This window comes from Xanthomonas sp. WHRI 6108, assembly GCF_040202385.2.
Classification (GTDB): Bacteria; Pseudomonadota; Gammaproteobacteria; order Xanthomonadales; family Xanthomonadaceae; genus Xanthomonas; species Xanthomonas arboricola.
On record NZ_CP168198.1, the window covers coordinates 1,205,420 to 1,227,608 of the forward strand.

Here is a 22,189-nt window from a genome sequence, read left to right on the forward strand (position 1 = left end):
TCACGCAATGACCGACACCATGACTGTTGTCCCTCCCGTGCCTGGGCCCGGGATCCGAATCGCCGTGCTGGTGCCCTGCCATAACGAGGCGGCGACGGTCGCCTCGGTGGTCGCTGCGTTTGCCGCTGCCTTGCCGGGCGCGGCGATCCATGTGCTGGACAACAATTCCAGCGATGCCACCGCGACGATCGCCGCGGCGGCCGGCGCGCAGGTGTGCCGCGTGGCGCTGCAGGGCAAGGGCAATGTGGTGCGGCGTGGATTTGCCGATGTGGAAGCGGACATCTATGTGCTGGTCGATGGCGATGCCACGTACGACGCGGCCGCCGCACCGGCGCTGGTGCGCAAGCTGATCGACGAAGGCCTGGACATGGTGGTCGGCGCGCGCCGCGATCAGCAGCAGGCTGCGTATCGGCCCGGTCATCGCGTCGGCAACGTGTTGCTGACGCGGTGCGCGGGGCTGCTGTTCGGACGCAGTTTCGACGACATGCTGTCCGGCTATCGGGTGTTCTCGCGGCGCTACGTCAAATCCTTCGCTGCGCATGCGCAGGGATTCGAAACCGAAACCGAACTGGCCGTGCATGCATTGCAGCTGCGCATGCCGGTGGCCGAGGTCGAAACCGCCTACGGTGTGCGCCCGGAGGGCTCGCAAAGCAAGTTGAATACCTGGCGCGATGGCTGGCGCATCCTCACCACTATTGCCAAGTTGTTCAAGGCCGAGCGGCCGTTGTTGTTCTTCTCCATCGGCTTTGTGCTTAGCGCCACGTTGTCGATCGTGCTGGCGATTCCGTTGTTCGAAACCTATTTCCAGACCGGACTGGTGCCGCGGTTTCCCACGGCGATCCTGTGCGTGGCGCTGATGCTGCTGGGTTTCCTGCTGCTGGCGTGCGGGCTGATCCTGGACACGGTCACGCGCGGACGCGTCGAGGCCAAGCATCTGGCGTATCTGGCTGAGCCGGGCGTCGCCACTCTTGTGGCGCCGCGTGCGCCTGGAGCTACCCGCTGATGGCAGCCATCGCGACATCGACGCCGGTGGGCCGGCGGCAGCGGCTGTTGGGCTGGGCCGATCGCCATTTCGGCTTTCATTCGCCACGCCAGATCGCCGCGGCGGTGACGGCGGTCGTGCTGCTGGGCGCGCTGCTCTCGCTTGGGCTTGGCCAGGACGCCAACTGGGACCTGCGCAACTACCACCTCTATATCGGCGATGCCTGGGCGCACGACCGGCTGGGCGTGGATCTGGCGCCGGCGCAGATGCAGAGTTACTTCAGCCCATTGCTCGATGTGCTGCATGCCTGGTTGATGCTGCAGCTTCCCGGGCCGGTGGCCGGGCTGCTGCTGGGCGGCTTGCATGCGCTGGTGTTCGTTCCGGTGGCGGCAGTGGCATGGCGCGTATTGGCCGGGCAAACGCGGCGCGCGCAGTGGGCACCGCTGCTTGCAGTGGCCGGCATGTGCAGCGCGGTGTTTCTGTCCGAGCTCGGCGGCACCATGGGCGACACCGCCAGCGCGATCCCGGTGCTGGCGGCGCTGGCGCTGGTGTTGTCGGCGCAGGCGCGGGCGCGGCAGGGCGCGCATGCGGTGCATCGATGGGCCATCGCCGGCGCACTGATCGGCCTGGCCGTCTCGCTCAAGCTCACCAATGCGCTCTACGGGTTGGCGCTGGTGCCGGCGGTCCTGTGCGATGGCGGGCGCCTGCGCTCCCGCGTGCTGGGCCTTGGCGTGCTTTCCGGCGTTGCGGCGCTGGTGTTGGTGCTGGTGGCCGGGCCCTGGTATTGGCAGGTCTGGCAGCACCTGGGCAATCCGCTGTTTCCGCAGTTCAACGGAGTCTTCAAATCGCCGCTGGCGCAGCCGGTGTCGATCGCCGATGTGCGGTGGTTGCCGCGCAATCTCGGCGAGCAGCTGATCTGGCCGCTGCTGTTTACCTTCAAGCCGCAGCGGATCGGCGATCTCGGTCTGGTGCAGGCCGGTTGGGCGGTGCTGTATGCGGTGACGCTGGTCGCTGCAGGGCGCTGGTTGCTGCGTCGGCCGGTGCGGCAGGTCGGGCTGGATCGCTCGGCCGTGGTCCTGCTGGTGTTCTTCGGCGTTGCGTACGCGCTGTGGCAGGCCATTTTCAGCATCCATCGCTATCTGGTGGTGCTGGAGCTGCTTGCGCCGTTGGTGCTCTGGATCGTGTGCCGGCACGCATTTGCCACATACGCCGATCGCAAGGCGGCCTGGTTGATCGGGCTATGCGCCCTGGTTGCGGTGGTCGGGTGGAAGGATTGGGGGCATGAAGCCTGGGCACGCGACAGCTTCCAGGTGCAGCAGCCGGCGATGGGCGAACCTGCCGCCTCCACGGTGTTGCTGGTCGGCGACGAGCCGCAATCCTGGCGGGTGCCGCTGCTTCCGCGGCAGGCGCGTTATATCGGTGTGGCGACGAATATCGCCGAGACCGACCAGTACCGGCAGCGCGTGCGCACGCTGATTGCCGAGCGGCCGCAGCTCTACGCCGTGCTGGGCGCGGCGCGCGACAAGCAGCAGCTGCGGATCGACCGGATGAATCGCTGGGCGCAGCAACTGGGCTGGAGCGTGCAACCGCAATGCACGCGCCTACGCTGGTTGATCGCGCGCGGACTGCGTGCCGAACTGGATGCATCGCAGCCGGGCCGCTGCGTACTCCACGTTGCCAAGGGCAGGGCGCTGGACATCGCCGCCGGCGACCGTGCCGTGCGCGAGGCCGCGCAGCAGCGCCTGGCCGCGTACGGGCTGACGCTGGACCCTGCGCGCTGCCGCACGCTGTCCTCGCATGTGGGGCAGGCTGATTATCCGTATCAGTTCTGTGAGCTGACTCGGCCCGGTTAGGGCTGCGTGCCTGGTGCAGGGATTGGGGATTGGGGATTCGAGATTCGAGATCGGGGAGTTTTGCTCGTGCCCGATCTTTTCCATGCGTGCGCGGCCTTCACTCCTGGTCGCACGGCAATTCTTACGGAATCTCGAACCCCGCCTGCCGCAGCAGCCGTGCTAGCGCGATCAGCGGCAGACCGACCAGGGCAGTGGGGTCCTGCGAGCGAATGGCGTCGAACAGGCTGATCCCGAAGCCCTCGCACTTGAAGCTGCCGGCGCAATCCAGCGCTGGCTCGGCGGCCAGGTAGCGGTCGATTTCGGCGGGCATCAGCGGGCGCAGCTGCACCTCGGTCAGGTCCAGCGCGTGCGCAGTGCGGCCAGGGCCGACCAGACTCACTGCCGTATGGAAGCGCACCACGCGGCCGGACATCGCGGTCAGCTGCGCATGCGCCCGCTCCAGCGTGCCTGGTTTGCCCAGGGCCAAGCCATCCAGGTCGGCGACCTGGTCCGAACCGATCACCCAGGCGTCGGGCGCCTGCGCCGCCACCGCTGCTGCCTTTTCGGCAGCCAGCCGGCTGGCCAGCGCGTCCGGGCGCTCCCCAGGCTGCGCCTGTTCGTCGACCTCCGGCCGGGCGGTGGTGAAGTCCAGGCGCAGCCGGCCGAGCAGCTCGCGTCGATAGACAGAGGTGGAGGCAAGAATCAGGCGTGGCATCATGGGGCGCTGCACAGGACGGGCAGGGAAGTCTGCCAGCGTTGGCGCCTTGCGAGGCGCGTGAATAGGGGTATTTGACAGAGCGTCGGCGGGTCTTTAACATTCTGCGGCTTATGTCCGCGAACGTACCCGAAATGCTGGATGCTTGGCGGATGGTCGTAGCGCGCAGGCGCTTCGATGGCCGCATCCCGCTCTCTGCGATGACCCGCCTGCAAGGGAGCTTGGTCGATACCGAGGGCGAGTGTGTCTATTCGCTCCAATTCGATCATGACGACCTGTTGAAGGTCGCCTATGTCGAACTCAGTGTCGATGTCGAGCTTCCGCTGGCCTGCCAGCGCAGCCTGCAGCGTTTTCTGTATCCGGTGCAAATCAGACAGCGTCTTGGTTTGATCCGTGACGAAGCCGACGAAGCTGCGTTGCCGGCCGAGTACGAGGCCTTGCTGGTGCCGGAAGATGGCATGCTGCGGGCCGCGGATCTGGTCGAGGACGAACTGGTGCTGTCGATACCGGTGGTGCCGATGGCGCCGGGTAGCGAAGCCGTCGAGGCCGAGTGGGTTCCGACCCAGGAAGAGCAAGACAAGGCCAGTCCGTTCGCGGCACTGGCAGCGTTCAAAAAACAGTAACCGCCGCTGTGAAGGGCGGAAAGACAGGTCGGCGCGGGCGTGAAGCGTCCTGTTCGACTCGACAGACAAGTTATCGAACTTAAGTTGGAGCAATCCCATGGCTGTGCAGAAATCCCGAGTTACCCCGTCGCGTCGCGGCCAGCGTCGTTCGCACGATGCCCTGACCGCCAAGCAGCTGTCGACCGATCCGACCAGCGGCGAGATCCATCTGCGCCACCACATCACCGCTGACGGTTACTACCGTGGCAAGAAGGTGATTGCGACCAAGTCGTCGGCCGTCCAAGAAGATTGATTCGTGGCACCCGGCGCGTTCGACGCTGCCGGGTGACCCTCGCTTCTTCCGGAGCCGCCGACCACCGCGGCTCTTGCAACAGGGAACAGTATGAGCAAGCGGATCTATTCCAGAATCGCGGGCACGGGTAGCTATTTGCCCGAAAAGGTGTTGACCAACGACGACATGTCCAAGATCGTCGACACCAGCGATGAATGGATCTTCTCGCGCACTGGTATCCGTGAGCGTCACATCGTCGCCGACGACCAGACCACCAGCGACCTGGCGTATTTCGCCTCGCTGAAGGCGATGGAAGCGGCCGGCGTCACCGCCGATGAGCTCGATCTGATCGTCGTCGGCACCACCACGCCGGACTTGATCTTCCCGTCCACTGCCTGCCTGTTGCAGGCGCGGCTGGGCAATGTCGGGTGCGGCGCGATGGACGTCAACGCCGCCTGCTCGGGCTTTGTCTACGCGCTCAGCGTGGCCGACAAGTTCGTGCGCAGCGGCGACGCCAAGACCGTGCTGGTGGTGGGCGCAGAAACCCTGACCCGTATCGTCGACTGGACCGACCGCACCACCTGCGTGCTGTTCGGCGATGGCGCTGGCGCGGTCGTGCTCAAGGCCGACGAAGACACCGGCATCCTCAGCACCCATCTGCATGCCGATGGCAGCAAGAAAGAGCTGCTGTGGGATCCGGTCGGCGTGTCGGTGGGCTTCGGCGAAGGCAAGAACGGCGGCGGCGCCTTGCTGATGAAGGGCAACGACGTGTTCAAGTACGCGGTCAAGGCGCTGGATTCGGTGGTCGACGAGACCCTGGCCGCCAATGGCTACGACAAGCACGACCTGGACTGGCTGATCCCGCACCAGGCCAACCTGCGCATCATCGAAGCCACCGCCAAGCGGCTGGATCTGCCGATGGAGCAGGTGGTGGTCACCGTGGATCGCCACGGCAATACCTCCTCGGCCTCGGTGCCGCTGGCACTGGACGAAGCGGTACGCTCCGGCCGCGTGCAGCGGGGTCAATTGCTGCTGCTGGAAGCGTTCGGTGGTGGATTTACCTGGGGCTCGGCGCTGCTGCGCTACTGAGTTCCGCAGGCAGCGCCGTGTCCGCCGGCGATGCCTGACAGCGTCAGGGACGGACCCGTTATGGCAGAACCCATCGTCATCGCCGGACAGCGCGTCTGGCTGAAGCAGTACCGCCGTGACAGCCGGGCGGTCTCGCTCGGAGCACTCAACTTCGTCGCCCGCCGCTGGGGCCTGGACGCCTTGCGTCCACCGCCGCACCGTGGCGGCGATGCCGCGCGCGATCTGGAAGCGCGCCGGCTCGGCGAACTGCAGGCGCAAGCGGTGAATGTGCCGCGCGTGGTCGGTTGCGGGCAGGCGGCCCTGGTGCTCAGCGACAACGGCCGTTCCTTTGCCAGCTGCCTGCGCGAGGCCGACGCGCCCGAGCGCGACCGCCTGATCGCGCTGGCAGTGGCCGCCATTGCCGCTGCCCATCGCGATGGCGCGTACTTCGGCCAGCCACTTCCGCGCAACATGACCTTCGACGGGCAGGCGGTCGGCTTCATCGATTTCGAAGAAGACCCGCTGGAAGTGATGGACCTGGCCCAGGCCCAGGCGCGCGACTGGCTGGTGTTCGGCTACGGCGTGGCCAAGTATTACCGCGGCCGCCGCGAGGTGCTGCAGCGGTTGATGACGGGCGCCTTCGATGCGGCCGGCCCGGCGGTGGCGGCGCATGCGCATGTGGTGACCGGGCGCCTGCAGCGGTTTGCGCAGCTCACCGGTCGCCTGGGGCGCTCGGCCGGGGCGCTGGCGCGCGCCATTTTAGCCATTCACGCGGCGACCTCCCTGGCCGTGGTGCTGGTGCTGGTGATGTGCGTGGACTGGCTCGCCGATGGCGAAATGGACCTGCTCAACGCCTTGCTGTAAGTGTGCCGGCGGTCGCGCCGGACGGGCCTTGCATACGCGGCAGTACAGACGCCGGGGCGATTTCGCACGTATCATCCCGGCTCGATTTTTGTAGGCAGCAACGCGTGACCGAATCCACTCTCGCCTTCGTGTTCCCCGGCCAGGGCTCGCAGTCCCTGGGCATGCTGGCTGAACTGTCCGAGCTGCATCCGCAGATCCGCGAAACCTTCGCCGAAGCCTCCGAAGGCGCCGGCGTCGACCTGTGGGCGCTGTCCCAGGGCGGCCCGGAAGAGATGCTCAACCGCACCGAATACACCCAGCCGGCCTTGCTGGCCGCCGGCGTGGCGGTGTGGCGGCTGTGGAATGCGCAGCGCGGGCAGCGCCCGGCGGTCCTGGCCGGGCACAGCCTGGGCGAATACACCGCGCTGGTCGCTGCCGGCGCGCTGTCGCTGCACGACGGCGCGCACCTGGTGCGGCTGCGCGGCCAGTTCATGCAGGCCGCCGCGCCGGCCGGTGTCGGTGCGATGGCGGCGGTGCTGGGCGCCGAGGATGCGCTGGTGCTGGAGGTCTGTGCCGAGGCGGCAGGCAGCCAGGTGGTGGTGCCGGCCAATTTCAACTCGCCCGGTCAGATCGTGATCGGCGGCGATGCGGCGGCGGTGGATCGCGCGCTGGCCCTGCTGGCCGAGCGCGGCGTGCGCAAGGCGGTCAAACTGGCGGTGAGCGTGCCCTCGCATACCCCGTTGATGCGCGATGCCGCCAACCAGCTCGCCGAAGCGATGGCCGGGCTGAGCTGGCACGCGCCGCAGACTCCGGTGGTGCAGAACGTCGATGCGCGCGTGCACACCGGCAGCGATGCGATCCGCCAGGCGCTGGCCGAGCAGCTGTACCTGCCGGTGCAGTGGACCGGCTGCGTGCAGGCGCTGGCCGCCCAGGGCATCACCCGGGTCGCCGAATGCGGCCCCGGCAAGGTGCTGAGCGGGCTGATCAAGCGCATCGACAAGAGCCTGGACGCCCGTCCGCTGGCCACGCCTGGCGATTACGCCGGCGCGCTCGAGGCGTGGACGCACTGATTCGACGCACCTGCCGGCGCTGCCGGCAGCCCTCATCGTTCGCGGCTGCGGTCGCGAGCTCCCCACTCGAGGAACAGCATTCATGAGCAAGCCTCTGCAGGGCGAGATCGCCCTCGTCACCGGTGCCAGTCGCGGCATCGGCGCGGCCATCGCCGACACGCTGGCCGCCCAGGGCGCCACCGTGATCGGTACCGCGACCTCGGCCTCCGGCGCTGCGGCGATCGGCGCGCGCCTGGCTGCCCAGGGCGGCCACGGCCGTGAGCTCAACGTCACCGACGCTGCGGCGGTCGATGGCCTGATCGATGCGATCGGCAAGGAGTTCGGCGCGATCTCGATCCTGGTCAACAATGCCGGCATCACCCGCGACAACCTGTTGATGCGGATGAAGGACGACGACTGGCAGGCGATCATCGACACCAACCTGACCAGCGTGTTCCGCACCTCCAAGGCGGTGATGCGCGGCATGATGAAGGCGCGCAAGGGCCGCATCGTCAACATCGCCTCGGTGGTGGGCGTGACCGGCAACCCCGGCCAGACCAACTACGCTGCGGCCAAGGCCGGCATCATCGCGTTCTCCAAGTCGCTGGCCAAGGAAATCGGCTCGCGCGGGGTCACCGTGAATGTGGTGGCGCCCGGCTTCATCGATACCGACATGACCAAGGCGCTGCCGGAGGAGGCCAAGGCCGCCCTGCTGCAGCAGATCGCGCTCGGGCATCTGGGCGCGCCGGAAGACATCGCCAACGCGGTGGCGTTCCTGGCCGGCCCGAGCGCCGGTTACATCACCGGTGAGACCCTGCACGTCAACGGCGGCATGTACATGCCGTGAGCGTGCGGCGCCGGGAGGCGCTAAGTGGCTGATCGGCCGGGACTTGTGATGCAATGCAAGGCTCGGTCGCTTCCACTACACTATCCAACGCGGCCATCGCAGCCCGATGGCGTTTTTTTCGTACCACCACTACTCCATCTGGAGCGATATCCCCAATGAGCACCATCGAAGAACGCGTCAAGAAAATCGTCGTCGAACAACTCGGCGTCAAGGAAGAGGAAGTCACCACCAGCGCATCGTTCGTCGATGACCTGGGTGCCGACTCGCTGGACACCGTCGAGCTGGTGATGGCGCTGGAAGAAGAGTTCGAGTGCGAGATCCCGGACGAAGAGGCTGAGAAGATCACCTCGGTCCAGCAGGCGATCGACTACGTCAAGGCTCACGTCAAGAGCTGATGCGTTGTTCCTGACGGCGGTGGCGTGCGTCAAGCCGCTGCTGCGTCAGACATTCCATGGGGCCGCTGATGCGGCCCTGTGTTTTTCAAGCGTCATCCGCAAACTGCAAGCACCGTCCGTTCCGCGGTGAGGAGATCTGCAATGAGTCGTCGTGTTGTCGTTACCGGCATGGGCATGGTGTCGCCGCTAGGCAATGATCTGGCCACCAGCTGGGATGGAATCATCCACGGGCGCTCAGGCATCGGCCCGATCACGCAGATCGATGCCTCGCAGTTCACCACCAAGATCGCCGGCGAGATCAAGAATTTCGACCCCACGCTTTTTGTGTCCGCCAAGGACGTCAAGAAGATGGATTCGTTCATCCATTACGGTGTCGGTGCCTCGTTCATGGCGCTGGACGACTCCGGCCTGGAAATCGACGAAAGCAATGCCGAACGCGTTGGCGCCATTCTCGGCTCCGGCATCGGCGGGCTGCTCGGTATCGAAGAGCAGACCATCAAATTCCATGAGGGCGGCGCGCGCAAGATTTCGCCGTTCTATGTGCCCAGCACCATCATCAACATGCTGCCGGGCCAGGTGAGCCTGATCAAGGGCCTGAAAGGCCCGACCTTCTCGGCCGTATCGGCCTGCGCCACTTCCAACCATTCGATCGGCACCGCGATGCGCATGATCCAGCACGGCGACGCCGATGTGATGCTGGCCGGCGGCGCCGAGCGCGGCTCCTCGCCGAGTTCGGTGGGCGGCTTCTGCGCGATGAAGGCCATGTCCACCCGCAACGACGACCCGACCGGCGCCTCGCGTCCGTGGGACAAGCAGCGCGACGGCTTCGTGCTGGGCGACGGTGCCGGCGTGCTGGTGCTGGAAGAGTACGAACACGCCAAGGCGCGTGGCGCACGTATCTATGCAGAACTGGTCGGCTTCGGCGCCAGCTCCGACGCCTTCCACATGACTGCGCCCAGCGAAGACGGCGAAGGCGCGGCGCGCAGCATGGCTGCGGCGATGCGCGATGCCAAGCTCAATCCCGAGCAGATCGGCTACCTCAACGCGCACGGCACCTCCACGCCGCTGGGCGATCTGGCCGAAACCCTGGCGATGAAGCGCGCGCTGGGCGACCACGCCTACAAGACCATGGTCAGCTCGACCAAGTCGATGACCGGCCACCTGCTCGGCGCGGCCGGCGGCGTGGAAGCGATCTTCTCGGTGATGGCGCTGCATACCGGCATCATTCCGCCGACCATCAATCTGGAAGAGCCCAGCGAAGGCTGCGATCTGGATTACGTGCCGAACGTGGCGCGCGAGGTGCAGGTGGATGCGGTGATGTCCAACGGCTTCGGCTTTGGCGGCACCAACGGCACGCTGGTGTTCAAGCGCGTCTGACGTCCCGGCGTTGGTGTACCGCGAACAATGCTTCGCGGTATACGCCGCACGCAGGTTACGGCGGTCGGGCAGGGCGCGTGTACGCGGCCGAACGTCGCTCCGCGAGCTGATCCTTCTCTTCATGTGTGCCCTGCCTCTCTCGCAGGGCGGCGCCTCTTAGCACCCCACGCCCAACCGGCCGATGACGCTCACCAGACCCCTGCACGCCGACATCGACCTGCTGGCGCTGCATCGGCTGGCGCCGCAGCGGTATCCGGCACTGCTCGAATCCACCGCCTCCGGCACCGCGCACGGTCGCTGGGATGTGCTGCTGCTTGCAGACGGCGCACGCCTGCGGCTGGATGCCGATGGGCGCACGCGCGACGGCGATGGACGCGTGCTGGACGGCGGCTTTCTGCAGGCACTGGATGCCGCCTGGCAAGCCGAGCGCGTGCCGCACGATGCGACCAGCCCCTGGCCGTTTCGCGGCGGCTGGGCGGTATTGCTGGACTACGAACTGGCCGCGCAGGTCGAACCGATTCTGCAGTTGCCCACGCGCAGCGATGGCCTGCCGAGCGCACTGGCCTTGCGTGCGCCTGCCGCGGTGCTGCGCGACCGGGTGCAAGGCCGCTGCATCGCGCTGGCCGAGCCGGGCCGCGAGGATCTGCTGACCCGCATCGTCGAGGACATCGCCGCCTGCGCCGCATTGCCACCATTGCCCGGCTGGGTCGGGCCACTGGCTGTCGACGAGGACGCGCCGGAGCGCTTCACCGATGCAGTGGAGCGCGTACTCGATTATCTGCGCGCCGGCGATGTGTTCCAGGCCAATATCTCGCGCGCCTGGCATGCGAGGTTTGCCGCGGCGGTCGATCCGGCGGCGTTGCATGCGCGCCTGCGCGCGGCCAATCCCGCCCCGTTTGCCGGCCTGTTCGTCGCGGCAGGACGTGCGGTGGTGAGTTCCTCGCCGGAGCGGCTGGTGTCGGTGCAGGGCGATGTGGTGCAGACGCGCCCGATCGCCGGCACCCGCGCGCGCTTTGCCGGCGACGACGATGCCGCACGCATCCGCGAGCTGGTCGGCCATCCGAAGGAGCGCGCCGAGCACGTCATGCTGATCGACTTGGAGCGCAACGACCTGGGACGCATCTGCGCGCCCGGCACGGTGGAGGTGGACGAGCTGATGGGCGTGGAAAGCTACGCGCACGTGCACCACATCGTCAGCAATGTACGCGGCCGTCTGCGCGCCGACGTCACTCCGGGCGAGGCGATCGCCGCGGTGTTTCCCGGTGGCACCATCACCGGTTGCCCGAAGGTGCGCTGTATGCAGATCATCGCCGAGCTCGAACGCACCGCGCGGGGTGCCTATACCGGCGCATTCGGCTGGCTCAATCGCGACGGCGACATGGATCTGAATATCCTGATCCGCACCGCCGAGGTGGCCGGGGAGCAGGTGCATTTCCGCACCGGCGCCGGGATCGTGGTGGATTCGGACCCGCAGCGCGAACTGGACGAGACCCGCGCCAAGGCGCGCGGCGTGCTGCGCGCCTTGGACCAGGCATGAGCGCTTCAACGGGACATCACCGGCGCGCGGTATCCTGCGCGGCGCTGGGGCAATGACGAGGTGCGTGTGGCGGTGACTGGCAAACGTGGATGTCTGGCTGTGCTGGGCACGGCCCTGTTGCTCGTGGCGCTGCTGGCCATTGCGGGGCTGGTGGCGTGGCGGCATTACCTGCACTTTGCCGAGACACCGGTGAGCGCGAGCGCGCCCAGCGTGGTGATTGCGCCCGGCGATTCGCTCAAGGCCACGTTGCGCAAATTGCGCGCCGCCGGCGTGGCGCAGGGCACCGATCTGGAATGGCAGTTGCTCGCGCGCCAGGTCGATGCGGCCGGCAAGCTCAAGGTGGGCGAATACGCGCTGGCGCCGGCGCTGTCGCCGCGCGAGCTGCTCGAACGCATGCGCCAGGGCCGGGTGATCCAGTACCGCTTCACCATCGTGGAAGGCTGGAACTTCCGCCAGCTGCGCGCCGCGATCGCCACCGCCACGCCGCTGCAGCAATCCATCGCTGCGCTGGACGATGCGGCGTTGATGGCGCGGCTGGGGTTCGCCAACCAGCACCCGGAAGGGCGCTTCCTGCCGGAAACCTATCTCTACCAGCGCGGCGACAGCGATCTGGACGTGCTCAAGCGTGCCCACCTGGCCATGGACAAGGCGCTGGCGCAGGCCTGGGAGCAGCGCACGCCGGATCTGCCGCTCGGCTCGCCGGAACAGGCGTTGATCCTGGCCTCGATCATCGAAAAGGAAACCGCGCTGGGCTCGGAGCGCCCGTTGATTGCCGGCGTGTTCCTGCGCCGCCTGCAGCTGGGCATGAAGCTGCAGACCGACCCCACCGTGATCTACGGCATCGGCAGCAGCTACGACGGCAATATCCGCCGCCGCGACCTGACCACCGATACGCCGTACAACACCTACACCCGTAGCGGCCTGACCCCGACGCCGATCGCCATGCCCGGCCGTGAGGCCTTGCTGGCGGCGGTGCGTCCGGCGCCGGGGAATGCCCTGTACTTCGTGGCGGTCGGCGATGGCACCGGCGCGCATGCGTTCTCGGCCACCCTGGCCGAACACAATGCCGCGGTGGCGCGTTACCTGCAGCGCCGTCGCCTGCCGCAACCGGAGTCCACTCCATGACCACTGCGTTTTCACCCTGGCAGCAGCGCGCCTACGACCAGACGCTGGCGGCACTGGACGCCGGCCGGCTCGGGCACGGCCTGCTGATCTGCGGGCCGGATGGTCTGGGCAAGCGTGCGGTGGCGCTGGCGCTGGCCGAGCATGTGCTGGCCAGTTCGCCGGACCCGGCGCTGGCGCAGCGCAGCCGGCAGCTGATCGCGGCCGGAACCCACCCGGACCTGCAGCTGATCTCGTTCATTCCCAACCGCACCGGCGACAAGCTGCGCACCGAGATCGTGATCGAGCAGGTACGCGAGATTTCGCAAAAGCTGTCGCTGACCCCGCAATACGGCATTGCCCAGATCGTGATCGTCGACCCGGCCGATGCGATCAATCGCGCCGCCTGCAACGCCTTGCTCAAGACGCTGGAAGAACCCTCGCCGGGGCGCTACCTGTGGTTGATCAGCGCGCAGCCGGCGCGCCTGCCGGCGACCATCCGCAGCCGCTGCCAGCGTCTGGAATTCAAGCTGCCGCCCGCGCACGAGGCGCTGGCCTGGCTGCTGTCGCAAGGTGTCGACGAACGGGCTGCACAGGAAGCGCTGGATGCCGCACGCGGTCATCCGGGGCTTGCGGCGCAGTGGCTGCGCGAGGATGGCCTGGCGGTGCGCCGCGCGGTGGCGCAGGACCTGGAGCAGATCGCCGCCGGGCGCGCCAGCGCAGTGGATATCGCGCAGCGCTGGACCAACGACGGCCAGGCCGACCAACGTCTGCGCCACGCTGCAGACCTTGCGCTGGCACAGGCATCGGCCGGCTTGACCGATCCATCGCGGTTGCACAAGCTGGCGACCTGGTTCGACGCTGCCAATCGCACCCGCGACCTGCTGCGCACCACCGTCCGCGCCGATCTGGCGGTGACGGAATTGTTGCTGGCCTGGCGCGAGGGAGAGCGTCCGGCACGTTCTAGGGGAACTCGATGAGTGCAATGAATGCACGCCAGGGCATCTTGTCGCTGGCGTTGAAGGACAAGCCGGCGCTCTACAGCGCCTACATGCCGTTCGTGAAAGGCGGCGGCATCTTCGTGCCCACGCCCAAGCGCTACATGCTCGGCGACGAAGTCTTCCTGCTGCTGACCCTGCCGGACTCCAGCGAACGCCTGCCGGTGGCCGGCAAGGTGGTCTGGACCACCCCGGCCGGCGCGCAGGGCAACCGCGCCGCCGGCATCGGCGTGCAGTTCCCGGACGGCCCGGAAGGCGAAGGCGTGCGCAACAAGATCGAGATGTTGCTGGCGGGCCTGACGACCTCGGACAAGCCGACGCATACGATGTGAGGTCATGCGGTGTGAGGCGGGTGCGGGTGCGCGTGATCGCCGTCGTGTTGGACGCGGGGCATCGAAGCTGCGTATCGGGCGTTTGAACGGCGCCGAATCGAACGCCGCGTCATCGCTGCCAGCTAGCGCGAATGCCGCGCCCGGTCATCGGAACGCGGCGTTTTCGACCGCATCATCATCGCAGTGGATGAACCTGTTGACGATCGCCGCCGCTGCCCTATAATGTGCGGCTCGCGTCATCGGGCGGTTAGCTCAGCGGTAGAGCATTGCCTTCACACGGCAAGGGTCACAAGTTCGAACCTTGTACCGCCCACCATCGAAACCCAGCAACAGCAAGGGTTCCAGCGCGAGAAGAAAGGAGCCGGCCATGTGCCGGCTTTTTTGTTGTCCTGCAGGGGCGGGCGAAGCCATGGGCGCCTGGTTTGGCTGACGTGGTCGTGTGGACCTGGGCCGCGCCGTCAAATGGCCGTTGTCACGATATCCGTGCGAGCGAAGTACGGAGCCTGTCGACTCAGGGGTTTGTTCAAGTCGCTGACAGCCGTGTTCATCCGGTTGTGCCTGCTTGTTGCAGGCTCGGGAACGAATCGCCATCCTGCAATCCCCCGCGTTGAAGAAGGAGTGGCGATGAAGGCGCTGCTTGGAAGTGCCCTGGTTGCAATGATGCTGCTGGCGGGCTGTGCCCGTGACGTGGGCGAGCAGTACGTGGGCAAGTGGGTCAACATGAGGTCGGAGAAGAACGTGCTCAGCATCGAGCACAACGGCGAGAGCTTCATCATTCGAGACACCACGCCGGAGCTGCTGGGCGGTGGCGTCAAGACCAGGAATCATCCGGCGATCTTGAACAAGGGCGTGCTGCAGGTATCCAACGCCGATGGCACGGTCAACTACGCGATCGACCAGGCGACCGGGCACCTGAGCACGGGCGATACCGAATACACGCGGGTCAAGTGATCGCTGCGCGCTCGCTCACTAGGTGAGTGCTGGGTGGCGTGCTGGCGTGCTGCATCTGCGGCGGGATCGCATCACCAACGTCGCGCCGACCCTGTCGTGTGATCGTGTCGCATGACCGGTCGCCGCCGACCGCCAGTCTTGCGTGCTGACGACTCGCCGACCAACGTCTGCGCTTGCGGCCCGAGCGCGCAAGCCAAAGCCCGCAGCTGCATCTCAAGCAGGCGATGCCGACGCGTGCGCCTGCATCCAGCGCCACAACGTCGTGCGCGAGACGCCGAGCGCCTGGGCGGCGAGGGCGCGATTGCCGTTTGCGCGATCGAGCGCGGCGCGGACCGCTGCGGCAGTGAGTTGCATGCGCGAGGTTGCAAGATCGCTGTGCTCGGGGGCCGCCACGCTGCCGTCAATCCGCATGTCGAACAGCTCGGGTGCCCAGCGTTGCATTTGATCCAGGTCCAGGCTGTCGTGCGGTTGGGCCTTCCAGTGGATGCACAGGCGTTCGACCAGGTTGCGTAGTTCGCGCACGTTGCCCGGCCAGGTGTGCTGTTGCAGCCGCTGCAGCGCTGCTGGAGACAATGGCGACGGCAGCGCGCCGAGTTGCTGGAAGTAATGTGCCAGCAACAAGGCGATCTCGTGGGGGCGATGACGTAGCGGCGGCAGGGCGATGCGTAACGCTGCCAGGCGATAAAAAAGGTCGCGGCGGAAGCGCCCCTGTTCGACCAGGGCCTGCAATGGCTGCAGGCTGGCGGCGATGACGCGTACGTCGACGGCGACCGGCAGTGTGGCGCCGACACGCAGCACTTCGCGCTCTTCCAGCACGCGCAACAGGCGTGTCTGCAGCGGCATCGGCAGTTCGCCGATCTCGTCGAGAAACAGCGTGCCGTCCTGCGCGGCTTCGATCAGGCCGACATGGCCGCCGCGGCGTGCGCCGGTAAAGGCGCCGTCGCTGTAGCCGAACAATTCCGCTTCCAGCAGCGATTCGCTGATGGCGCCGCAGTTGATGGCGACGAAACGGCCGCGTCGTCTACTGCCGGCATGCAACTGGCGCGCGACCAGTTCCTTGCCGGTGCCGGTCTCGCCGCTGATCAATACGGTGCCCGGATGCGGGGCGTACAGCTGCACCAGCTCGCGCACCTGCGCGATTGCGGCGTCTTCGCCAAGCAATGCGTCGGTGCGCCGCACCCGGCGCGTGCCGGTGCGGCTGCCGCCGCGCTCGTTGCCGGGTGTGGTACCCAGCGCGATGGCGTGTTCGAGCGCCAGGCGGACCGAATCTGCCGAATACAGCAGCACGCCGGGCAGGCCAGCCTGCTCGGCGAAATCGATCGCCATGCCGGTGCCGACGATGACCTGGATGCCGCTGGCGCGCAGGTCGGCAATGCAGTCGCGCGCGTCTTCGGCGGTGACGAAGCGGCGGTGCTCGATGTCGAGGTCAAAGCTGTCCTGGAAGGCGCGGAACGAGGGCACGTCGGTGGCATGGGTGACCACGCCGATGCGCGGTGCGATGCGGCGTGCGCGCGCCAGCGCTTCCATCAGATCGAACCCGGTGGCCTGGATCGGCGCCAGTGGCAGTGCGAGTCGGCTACGCAGATAGGCGGCATTGGAGCCACCGGCGACCAGTACGTCGCAGTGCTCGCGGCGCAGGCGCTGGCCGATGACCTCCACCGCCTCGGCAAAACCAAGGTTGACCTGCTCGATGCGCGCGCGCTGGTCGAACTCGGGGATGACGTCGGCCAGCAGGCCGGTCAGGCGAGAGACGCTGACGGTCCAGATGACCGGTGGAGAGGGCTCCATCGGCTCGGTAAACCTGGGGCTGCGCATCGTTGGTGCCACGTTGCAAGGATGTTGCATGCTGCGCGTTGCGTTGCAGGTTTGCAACATATGTGTCGTTCTGGCCAAATCGAATCAATGACTTGGCGTTGGCATGCCATTTGCGCCTTGTCCTGCATCCCACCTCTGGAATCGCCATGACGTCCTCACCCACCGCTTCCGCCGGCACGCGCTTCCGCGCTGCGCTGGCTGCCGAATCGCCGCTGCAGGTGATCGGCGCGATCAATGCCAACCATGCGCTGCTGGCGCAGCGTGCCGGCTACCAGGCCATCTACCTGTCTGGCGGCGGTGTAGCGGCCGGTTCGCTGGGGCTGCCGGACCTGGGCATCAACACGCTGGAAGACGTGCTGATCGACGTGCGCCGCATCACCGATGTCTGCGAGCTGCCGCTGCTGGTGGACGTGGACACCGGCTTCGGGCCGAGCGCGTTCAATATCGAGCGCACCATCAAGTCGCTGATCAAGGCGGGCGCAGCCGGCTGCCATATCGAGGACCAGGTCGGCGCCAAGCGTTGCGGGCATCGGCCGGGCAAGGAGATCGTCAGCCAGGCCGAGATGGTCGACCGGGTCAAAGCGGCAGCCGATGCCAAGACCGATGCGGCGTTCTTCCTGATTGCGCGCACCGATGCGATCCAGATGGAAGGCGTGGATGCGGCGATCGAGCGCGCGATCGCCTGCGTGGAAGCCGGTGCCGACGGCATCTTTGCCGAAGCCGCGTACGACCTGGACACCTACAAGCGGTTTGTCGATGCAGTGGGCGTGCCGGTGCTGGCCAACATCACCGAATTTGGCAAGACACCGCTGTTTACGCGCGACCAGCTTGCGCAGGCCGGTGTGGCGATCCAGCTGTTTCCGCTGTCGGCATTTCGTGCGGCCAACAAGGCGGCCGAGGCGGTCTATACCGCGATCCGGCGCGATGGTCATCAGCAGGCCGTGCTGGACACCATGCAGACGCGCGAAGAGCTGTACGAGCGCATCGGCTACCACGGCTACGAGCAGCGCCTGGACGCGTTGTTTGCACGCAAAGGCGCATGATCGCGCCTTGCTGCGTGCAGGTTTGGCCACTTCATCCGTGACACCGCAACACGACACCGTTTGGGAGCGCATCGCATGAACGACACCGTCAATCCCGGCTTCAAGCCGAAGAAATCCGTCGCACTGTCCGGCACTGCTGCAGGCAACACCGCGCTGTGCACGGTGGGCCGCAGCGGCAACGATCTGCATTACCGCGGCTACGACATCCTGGATCTGGCCACCACCAGCGAGTTCGAGGAAATTGCCTACCTGCTGGTGCACGGCAAGCTGCCCAACAACGGCGAACTGCGCGGCTACAAGGCCAAGCTGCGCTCGCTGCGCGGCGTGCCGGCGGCAGTGAAAACCGCACTGGAGCAGCTGCCGCCGTCGGCGCATCCGATGGACGTGATGCGCACTGGCGTGTCGGTGCTGGGTTGCCTGCAGCCGGAGAAGGACGATCACAATCATCCTGGCGCGCGCGATATCGCCGACAAGCTGATGGCCTCGCTGGGCTCGATGCTGCTGTACTGGTACCACTACAGCCACAACGGCAAGCGCATCGAGGTGGAAACCAACGACGACTCGATCGGCGGGCACTTCCTGCATCTGTTGCACGGGTTTGCGCCGAAGGACTCGTGGGTGCGTGCGATGCACACCAGCCTGATCCTGTACGCCGAGCACGAGTTCAATGCCTCCACGTTTGCAAGCCGGGTGATCGCCGGCACCGGCAGCGACATGTACAGCGCGATCGCCGGCGGCATCGGCGCGTTGCGCGGGCCCAAGCACGGCGGCGCCAACGAAGTGGCCTTCGAGGTGCAGAAGCGCTACGACACCCCGGACGAAGCCGAGGCCGACATCAAGGCGCGTGTTGAACGCAAGGAAGTGGTGATCGGCTTCGGGCACCCGGTCTACACCGTGTCCGATCCGCGCAACAAGGTGATCAAGGACGTGGCGCGCGAACTCTCTGACGAGCAGGGCAGTCGCAAGATGTACGACATCGCCGAGCGCCTGGAGACGGTGATGTGGGACATCAAGAAGATGTTCCCCAACCTGGATTGGTTCAGTGCGGTGAGCTACCACATGATGGGCGTGCCGACGGCGATGTTTACGCCGCTGTTCGTGCTGGCGCGTACCGCTGGGTGGAGCGCGCACATCATCGAGCAGCGCATGGACGGCAAGATCATTCGTCCCTCGGCCAATTACACCGGCCCGGAAGATCAGATCTTCGTACCGCTGGATCAGCGTTCCTGAGGACGCGCCAGCGGTTGGATTAATCTGCCGATCGCCTTCGCTCAACGAAGGCGATCAGACGATGGCAACCGCAACGAGAGATGGCAGTCCCCCCACACGCCGGAAATCCTGAATCCGATTCCCGATTCCCGATTCCCGATTCCCGAATCCCGAATCCCGAATCCCGAATCCCGAATCCCGAATCCCGAATCCCGAATCCCGAAATACCCCCCGCCCGCTTCGATATCGCCAGCCATGAACAGCCAGTACCGCAAGCCCTTGCCGGGCACCTCGTTGGACTACTTCGATGCACGCGCGGCCGTGGATGCGCTGCAACCCGGCGCCTACGCAGGGCTGCCGTACACCGCACGTGTGCACGCGGAGAATCTGGTGCGGCGTGCCGAACCGCAGATGCTGGAGGCGTACCTGCGCCAGCTGATCGAGCGCAAGCGCGACCTGGATTTTCCGTGGTTTCCGGCGCGGGTGGTCTGTCACGACATTCTGGGCCAGACCGCGCTGGTCGACCTGGCCGGGCTGCGCGATGCGATCGCCGAACAGGGTGGCGACCCGGCGCAGGTCAACCCGGTGGTGCCGGTGCAGTTGATCGTCGATCACTCGCTGGCGGTGGAATACGCCGGTTTCGACAAGCAGGCCTTCGCCAAGAATCGCAGCGTGGAAGATCGGCGCAACGCCGACCGCTTCCATTTCATCGAGTGGACCAAGCGCGCATTCGAAAACATGGAAGTGATTCCGCCGGGCAACGGGATCATGCATCAGATCAATCTGGAGAAGATGTCGCCGGTGATCTACACGCTCGATGGCGTGGCGTTCCCCGATACCTGCGTAGGCACCGACAGTCACACCCCGCATGTGGATGCGCTGGGTGTGATCGCGGTGGGCGTGGGCGGGCTGGAAGCGGAAAACGTGATGCTGGGGCGCGCCTCGTGGATGCGGCTGCCCGACATCATCGGTGTGGAACTGCTGGGCCGGCCGGCGCCCGGCATTACCGCCACCGACATCGTGCTGGCCCTGACCGAGTTCCTGCGGCAGCAACGTGTGGTCGGTGCCTATCTGGAGTTCTACGGGGCCGGCGCCAGCGCGCTGACCATCGGCGATCGCGCGACCATCTCCAACATGACGCCGGAATTCGGCGCCACTGCGGCGATGTTCTATATCGACCAGCAGACGTTGGATTACCTGCGCCTGACCGGGCGCGAGGACGCACAAATCGCCTTGGTGGAGACCTACGCACGCCACACCGGCCTGTGGGCGGATGACCTGGTCACAGCGCAGTACGAGCGTGTGCTGCAGTTCGACCTGTCGAGCGTGGTGCGCAACATGGCCGGGCCGTCCAATCCGCACAAGCGCGTGGCCACCAGCGAGCTGGCCGAGCGCGGCATTGCCGGCGTCTGGGATGCCGTGCCGGGCCAGATGCCCGATGGCGCGGTGATCATCGCCGCGATCACTTCGTGCACCAATACCTCCAACCCGCGCAATGTCATTGCCGCCGGCTTGCTGGCGCGCAATGCGAATGCACGCGGACTGACGCGCAAACCCTGGGTGAAGAGTTCGCTGGCGCCGGGTTCCAAAGCGGTGCAGTTGTACCTGGAAGAGGCCGGGTTGCTGAGCGAGCTGGAACAGCTGGGTTTCGGCATCGTCGCGTTTGCCTGCACCACCTGTAATGGCATGAGCGGCGCGCTGGACCCTGCGATCCAGCAGGAGATCATCGAACGCGATCTGTATGCCACCGCGGTGTTGTCGGGCAACCGCAATTTCGACGGGCGCATCCATCCGTATGCGAAGCAGGCGTTCCTGGCATCGCCGCCGTTGGTGATCGCCTATGCCATCGCCGGCACGGTGCGCTTCGATATCGAAAAGGATGTGCTGGGCATCGATGCCGATGGCGTGGCGGTGACGCTCAAGGACCTGTGGCCGAGCGATGCGGAGATCGATGCGGTGGTGGCGCGCAGCGTCAAGCCGGAGCACTTCCGCAGCGTCTACGACCCGATGTTCAAGCGCAGCGTGGGGCAGGGCATCCAGGTGAGCCCGTTGTACGACTGGCGGCCGGCCAGCACCTACATCCGGCGCCCGCCGTACTGGGAAGGCGCGCTTGCCGGTGCACGCAGTTTGCAGGGCCTGCGCCCGTTGGCGGTGCTGGGCGACAACATCACCACCGACCATCTGTCGCCGTCGAATGCGATCCTGGCCGGCAGCGCGGCAGGCGAATACCTGGCGCAGATGGGCGTGCCGGAGGAAGACTTCAATTCCTACGCCACCCATCGCGGCGATCACCTTACCGCGCAGCGCGCCACCTTCGCCAACCCCAAGCTGGTCAACGAAATGGCGGTGATCGATGGACAGGTCACCGCCGGTTCGCTGACGCGGCTGGAACCGGAAGGGCAGGTACTGCGCATGTGGGAGGCGATCGAAACCTACATGATGCGCAAGCAGCCGCTGATCATCATTGCCGGTGCCGATTACGGGCAGGGCTCCTCGCGCGACTGGGCTGCCAAGGGCGTGCGTCTGGCCGGGGTGGAGGTGATCGTGGCCGAAGGCTTCGAGCGGATTCACCGCACCAACCTGATCGGCATGGGCGTGTTACCGCTGGAGTTTAAGCCGGGCACCGACCGCAAGACGCTGGGCATCGATGGCAGCGAAACCTTCGATGTGGTCGGCGAGCGCACGCCGGGCGCCACGCTGACACTGTCGATCCATCGGCGCAACGGCGAGCAGGTGCAGGTGCCGGTCACCTGCCGCCTGGACACCGCCGAGGAAGTGTCCATCTACGAGGCGGGCGGCGTGTTGCAACGGTTTGCGCAGGATTTTCTTGAGGCCTCGGCAGCGTGATGGCTTCGACGCCCGAGGACGCCAGGTCGCCCGCTTGCACCCACCCGTGCAGGCGCGCACACTTTGGCAATCTTTGCCATCAGGAGGTCGCATGGCCACGATGAATATCTCTTTGCCCGACGAGCTCAAGCAGTTCGTCGATCAGCAAGTTCAGGAGCACGCCTACGGTTCCAGCAGCGAGTACCTGCGCGAACTGATCCGCAAGCAACGTGATGTGGAACAGCTGCGTGGGTTGCTGCTAGATGGGGCCAACTCCGGGCCGGCCGTGGCAACGGAGCCTGATTTCTTCGACAAGATGCGTGAGCGCGCGCAGGCACGCGCTGCCAGCAAGTGAAGCCGGCGCGCTGGCGCCCA

General features: G+C 66.4%; 21 protein-coding genes and 1 tRNA gene. 20 read left to right on the plus strand and 2 right to left on the minus strand.

The window, feature by feature from the left end; translation table 11 throughout:
* Positions 1–7: 7 nt before the first annotated feature.
* The gene (locus ABQ039_RS05275) at positions 8–1,003 is read left to right on the plus strand and encodes a glycosyltransferase (RefSeq protein WP_184611170.1); all 996 of its coding nucleotides are present in this window, start codon (positions 8–10) and stop codon (positions 1,001–1,003) included.
* Positions 1,003–2,835 (plus strand): hypothetical protein, encoded by a 1,833-nt coding sequence (locus ABQ039_RS05280; protein ID WP_184611168.1) that lies wholly within the window; start codon positions 1,003–1,005, stop codon positions 2,833–2,835. The genes ABQ039_RS05275 and ABQ039_RS05280 overlap by 1 nt, the downstream gene beginning before the upstream one ends.
* 121 nt (positions 2,836–2,956) lie before the next feature.
* On the opposite strand, the gene ABQ039_RS05285 is transcribed toward ABQ039_RS05280, so the two are convergent.
* Positions 2,957–3,532: a nucleoside triphosphate pyrophosphatase gene (locus tag ABQ039_RS05285; protein ID WP_104576230.1), complete on the minus strand. Its 576-nt coding sequence runs from the start codon at positions 3,530–3,532 to the stop codon at positions 2,957–2,959.
* A gap of 110 nt (positions 3,533–3,642) precedes the next feature.
* Between ABQ039_RS05285 and ABQ039_RS05290 the strand changes: the two genes are divergently transcribed.
* The 14 genes from ABQ039_RS05290 (at position 3,643) to ABQ039_RS05355 (ending at position 14,921) form a co-directional block, all read left to right on the plus strand.
* Positions 3,643–4,152: a YceD family protein gene (locus ABQ039_RS05290; protein ID WP_046341941.1), complete on the plus strand. Its 510-nt coding sequence runs from the start codon at positions 3,643–3,645 to the stop codon at positions 4,150–4,152.
* Between the two features lie 97 nt (positions 4,153–4,249).
* Positions 4,250–4,444: a 50S ribosomal protein L32 gene (gene rpmF, locus ABQ039_RS05295; RefSeq protein WP_003483870.1), complete on the plus strand. Its 195-nt coding sequence runs from the start codon at positions 4,250–4,252 to the stop codon at positions 4,442–4,444.
* 90 nt (positions 4,445–4,534) lie between these two features.
* Positions 4,535–5,512, plus strand: coding sequence for a beta-ketoacyl-ACP synthase III (locus ABQ039_RS05300; RefSeq protein ID WP_024938452.1), 978 nt, complete (start codon positions 4,535–4,537; stop codon positions 5,510–5,512).
* 60 nt (positions 5,513–5,572) lie between these two features.
* On the plus strand, positions 5,573–6,355 hold the full coding sequence (locus ABQ039_RS05305; RefSeq protein WP_016902517.1) for a hypothetical protein: 783 nt from the start codon (positions 5,573–5,575) through the stop codon (positions 6,353–6,355).
* Positions 6,356–6,459: 104 nt separating this feature from the next.
* Complete coding sequence (gene fabD / locus ABQ039_RS05310; protein ID WP_184611166.1) at positions 6,460–7,404, plus strand: ACP S-malonyltransferase; 945 nt, start codon at positions 6,460–6,462, stop codon at positions 7,402–7,404.
* 82 nt (positions 7,405–7,486) lie between these two features.
* Positions 7,487–8,230: a 3-oxoacyl-ACP reductase FabG gene (gene fabG, locus ABQ039_RS05315; protein ID WP_016902515.1), complete on the plus strand. Its 744-nt coding sequence runs from the start codon at positions 7,487–7,489 to the stop codon at positions 8,228–8,230.
* Positions 8,231–8,385: 155 nt separating this feature from the next.
* The gene (gene acpP, locus ABQ039_RS05320) at positions 8,386–8,625 is read left to right on the plus strand and encodes an acyl carrier protein (protein WP_002814322.1); all 240 of its coding nucleotides are present in this window, start codon (positions 8,386–8,388) and stop codon (positions 8,623–8,625) included.
* 141 nt (positions 8,626–8,766) lie between these two features.
* The gene (fabF, locus tag ABQ039_RS05325; protein WP_024938455.1) at positions 8,767–10,002 is read left to right on the plus strand and encodes a beta-ketoacyl-ACP synthase II; all 1,236 of its coding nucleotides are present in this window, start codon (positions 8,767–8,769) and stop codon (positions 10,000–10,002) included.
* A gap of 181 nt (positions 10,003–10,183) precedes the next feature.
* Positions 10,184–11,539, plus strand: coding sequence for an aminodeoxychorismate synthase component I (locus ABQ039_RS05330; protein WP_104593985.1), 1,356 nt, complete (start codon positions 10,184–10,186; stop codon positions 11,537–11,539).
* A gap of 60 nt (positions 11,540–11,599) precedes the next feature.
* On the plus strand, positions 11,600–12,664 hold the full coding sequence (gene mltG / locus ABQ039_RS05335) for an endolytic transglycosylase MltG (RefSeq protein WP_184611164.1): 1,065 nt from the start codon (positions 11,600–11,602) through the stop codon (positions 12,662–12,664).
* Positions 12,661–13,620, plus strand: a complete 960-nt coding sequence (locus tag ABQ039_RS05340) for a DNA polymerase III subunit delta' (RefSeq protein WP_039523908.1) — start codon at positions 12,661–12,663, stop codon at positions 13,618–13,620. Before mltG ends, ABQ039_RS05340 begins: the two co-directional genes overlap by 4 nt.
* A complete protein-coding gene (locus ABQ039_RS05345; protein WP_024938459.1) occupies positions 13,617–13,970 on the plus strand; it encodes a PilZ domain-containing protein in 354 nt (117 codons plus the stop codon). The genes ABQ039_RS05340 and ABQ039_RS05345 overlap by 4 nt, the downstream gene beginning before the upstream one ends.
* 241 nt (positions 13,971–14,211) lie before the next feature.
* Positions 14,212–14,286: transfer RNA gene (locus ABQ039_RS05350), tRNA-Val, on the plus strand.
* 308 nt (positions 14,287–14,594) lie between these two features.
* Positions 14,595–14,921, plus strand: coding sequence for a hypothetical protein (locus ABQ039_RS05355; RefSeq protein ID WP_054590844.1), 327 nt, complete (start codon positions 14,595–14,597; stop codon positions 14,919–14,921).
* A gap of 213 nt (positions 14,922–15,134) precedes the next feature.
* On the opposite strand, the gene prpR is transcribed toward ABQ039_RS05355, so the two are convergent.
* Positions 15,135–16,736 (minus strand): propionate catabolism operon regulatory protein PrpR, encoded by a 1,602-nt coding sequence (prpR, locus tag ABQ039_RS05360; protein ID WP_184611162.1) that lies wholly within the window; start codon positions 16,734–16,736, stop codon positions 15,135–15,137.
* Between the two features lie 146 nt (positions 16,737–16,882).
* Here prpR and prpB point away from each other — a divergent pair, with 146 nt between their 5' ends.
* The 4 genes from prpB (at position 16,883) to ABQ039_RS05380 (ending at position 22,169) form a co-directional block, all read left to right on the plus strand.
* Positions 16,883–17,779, plus strand: a complete 897-nt coding sequence (prpB, locus tag ABQ039_RS05365) for a methylisocitrate lyase (protein WP_024938462.1) — start codon at positions 16,883–16,885, stop codon at positions 17,777–17,779.
* 75 nt (positions 17,780–17,854) lie between these two features.
* On the plus strand, positions 17,855–19,009 hold the full coding sequence (prpC, locus tag ABQ039_RS05370; protein ID WP_184611160.1) for a 2-methylcitrate synthase: 1,155 nt from the start codon (positions 17,855–17,857) through the stop codon (positions 19,007–19,009).
* A gap of 234 nt (positions 19,010–19,243) precedes the next feature.
* Positions 19,244–21,835 carry a Fe/S-dependent 2-methylisocitrate dehydratase AcnD gene (gene acnD, locus ABQ039_RS05375; RefSeq protein ID WP_349778588.1) on the plus strand — a complete coding sequence of 864 codons (2,592 nt, stop codon included), beginning with the start codon at positions 19,244–19,246 and terminating at the stop codon, positions 21,833–21,835.
* Positions 21,836–21,926: 91 nt separating this feature from the next.
* Positions 21,927–22,169: a type II toxin-antitoxin system ParD family antitoxin gene (locus ABQ039_RS05380; protein ID WP_029220676.1), complete on the plus strand. Its 243-nt coding sequence runs from the start codon at positions 21,927–21,929 to the stop codon at positions 22,167–22,169.
* Positions 22,170–22,189 lie beyond the last annotated feature (20 nt).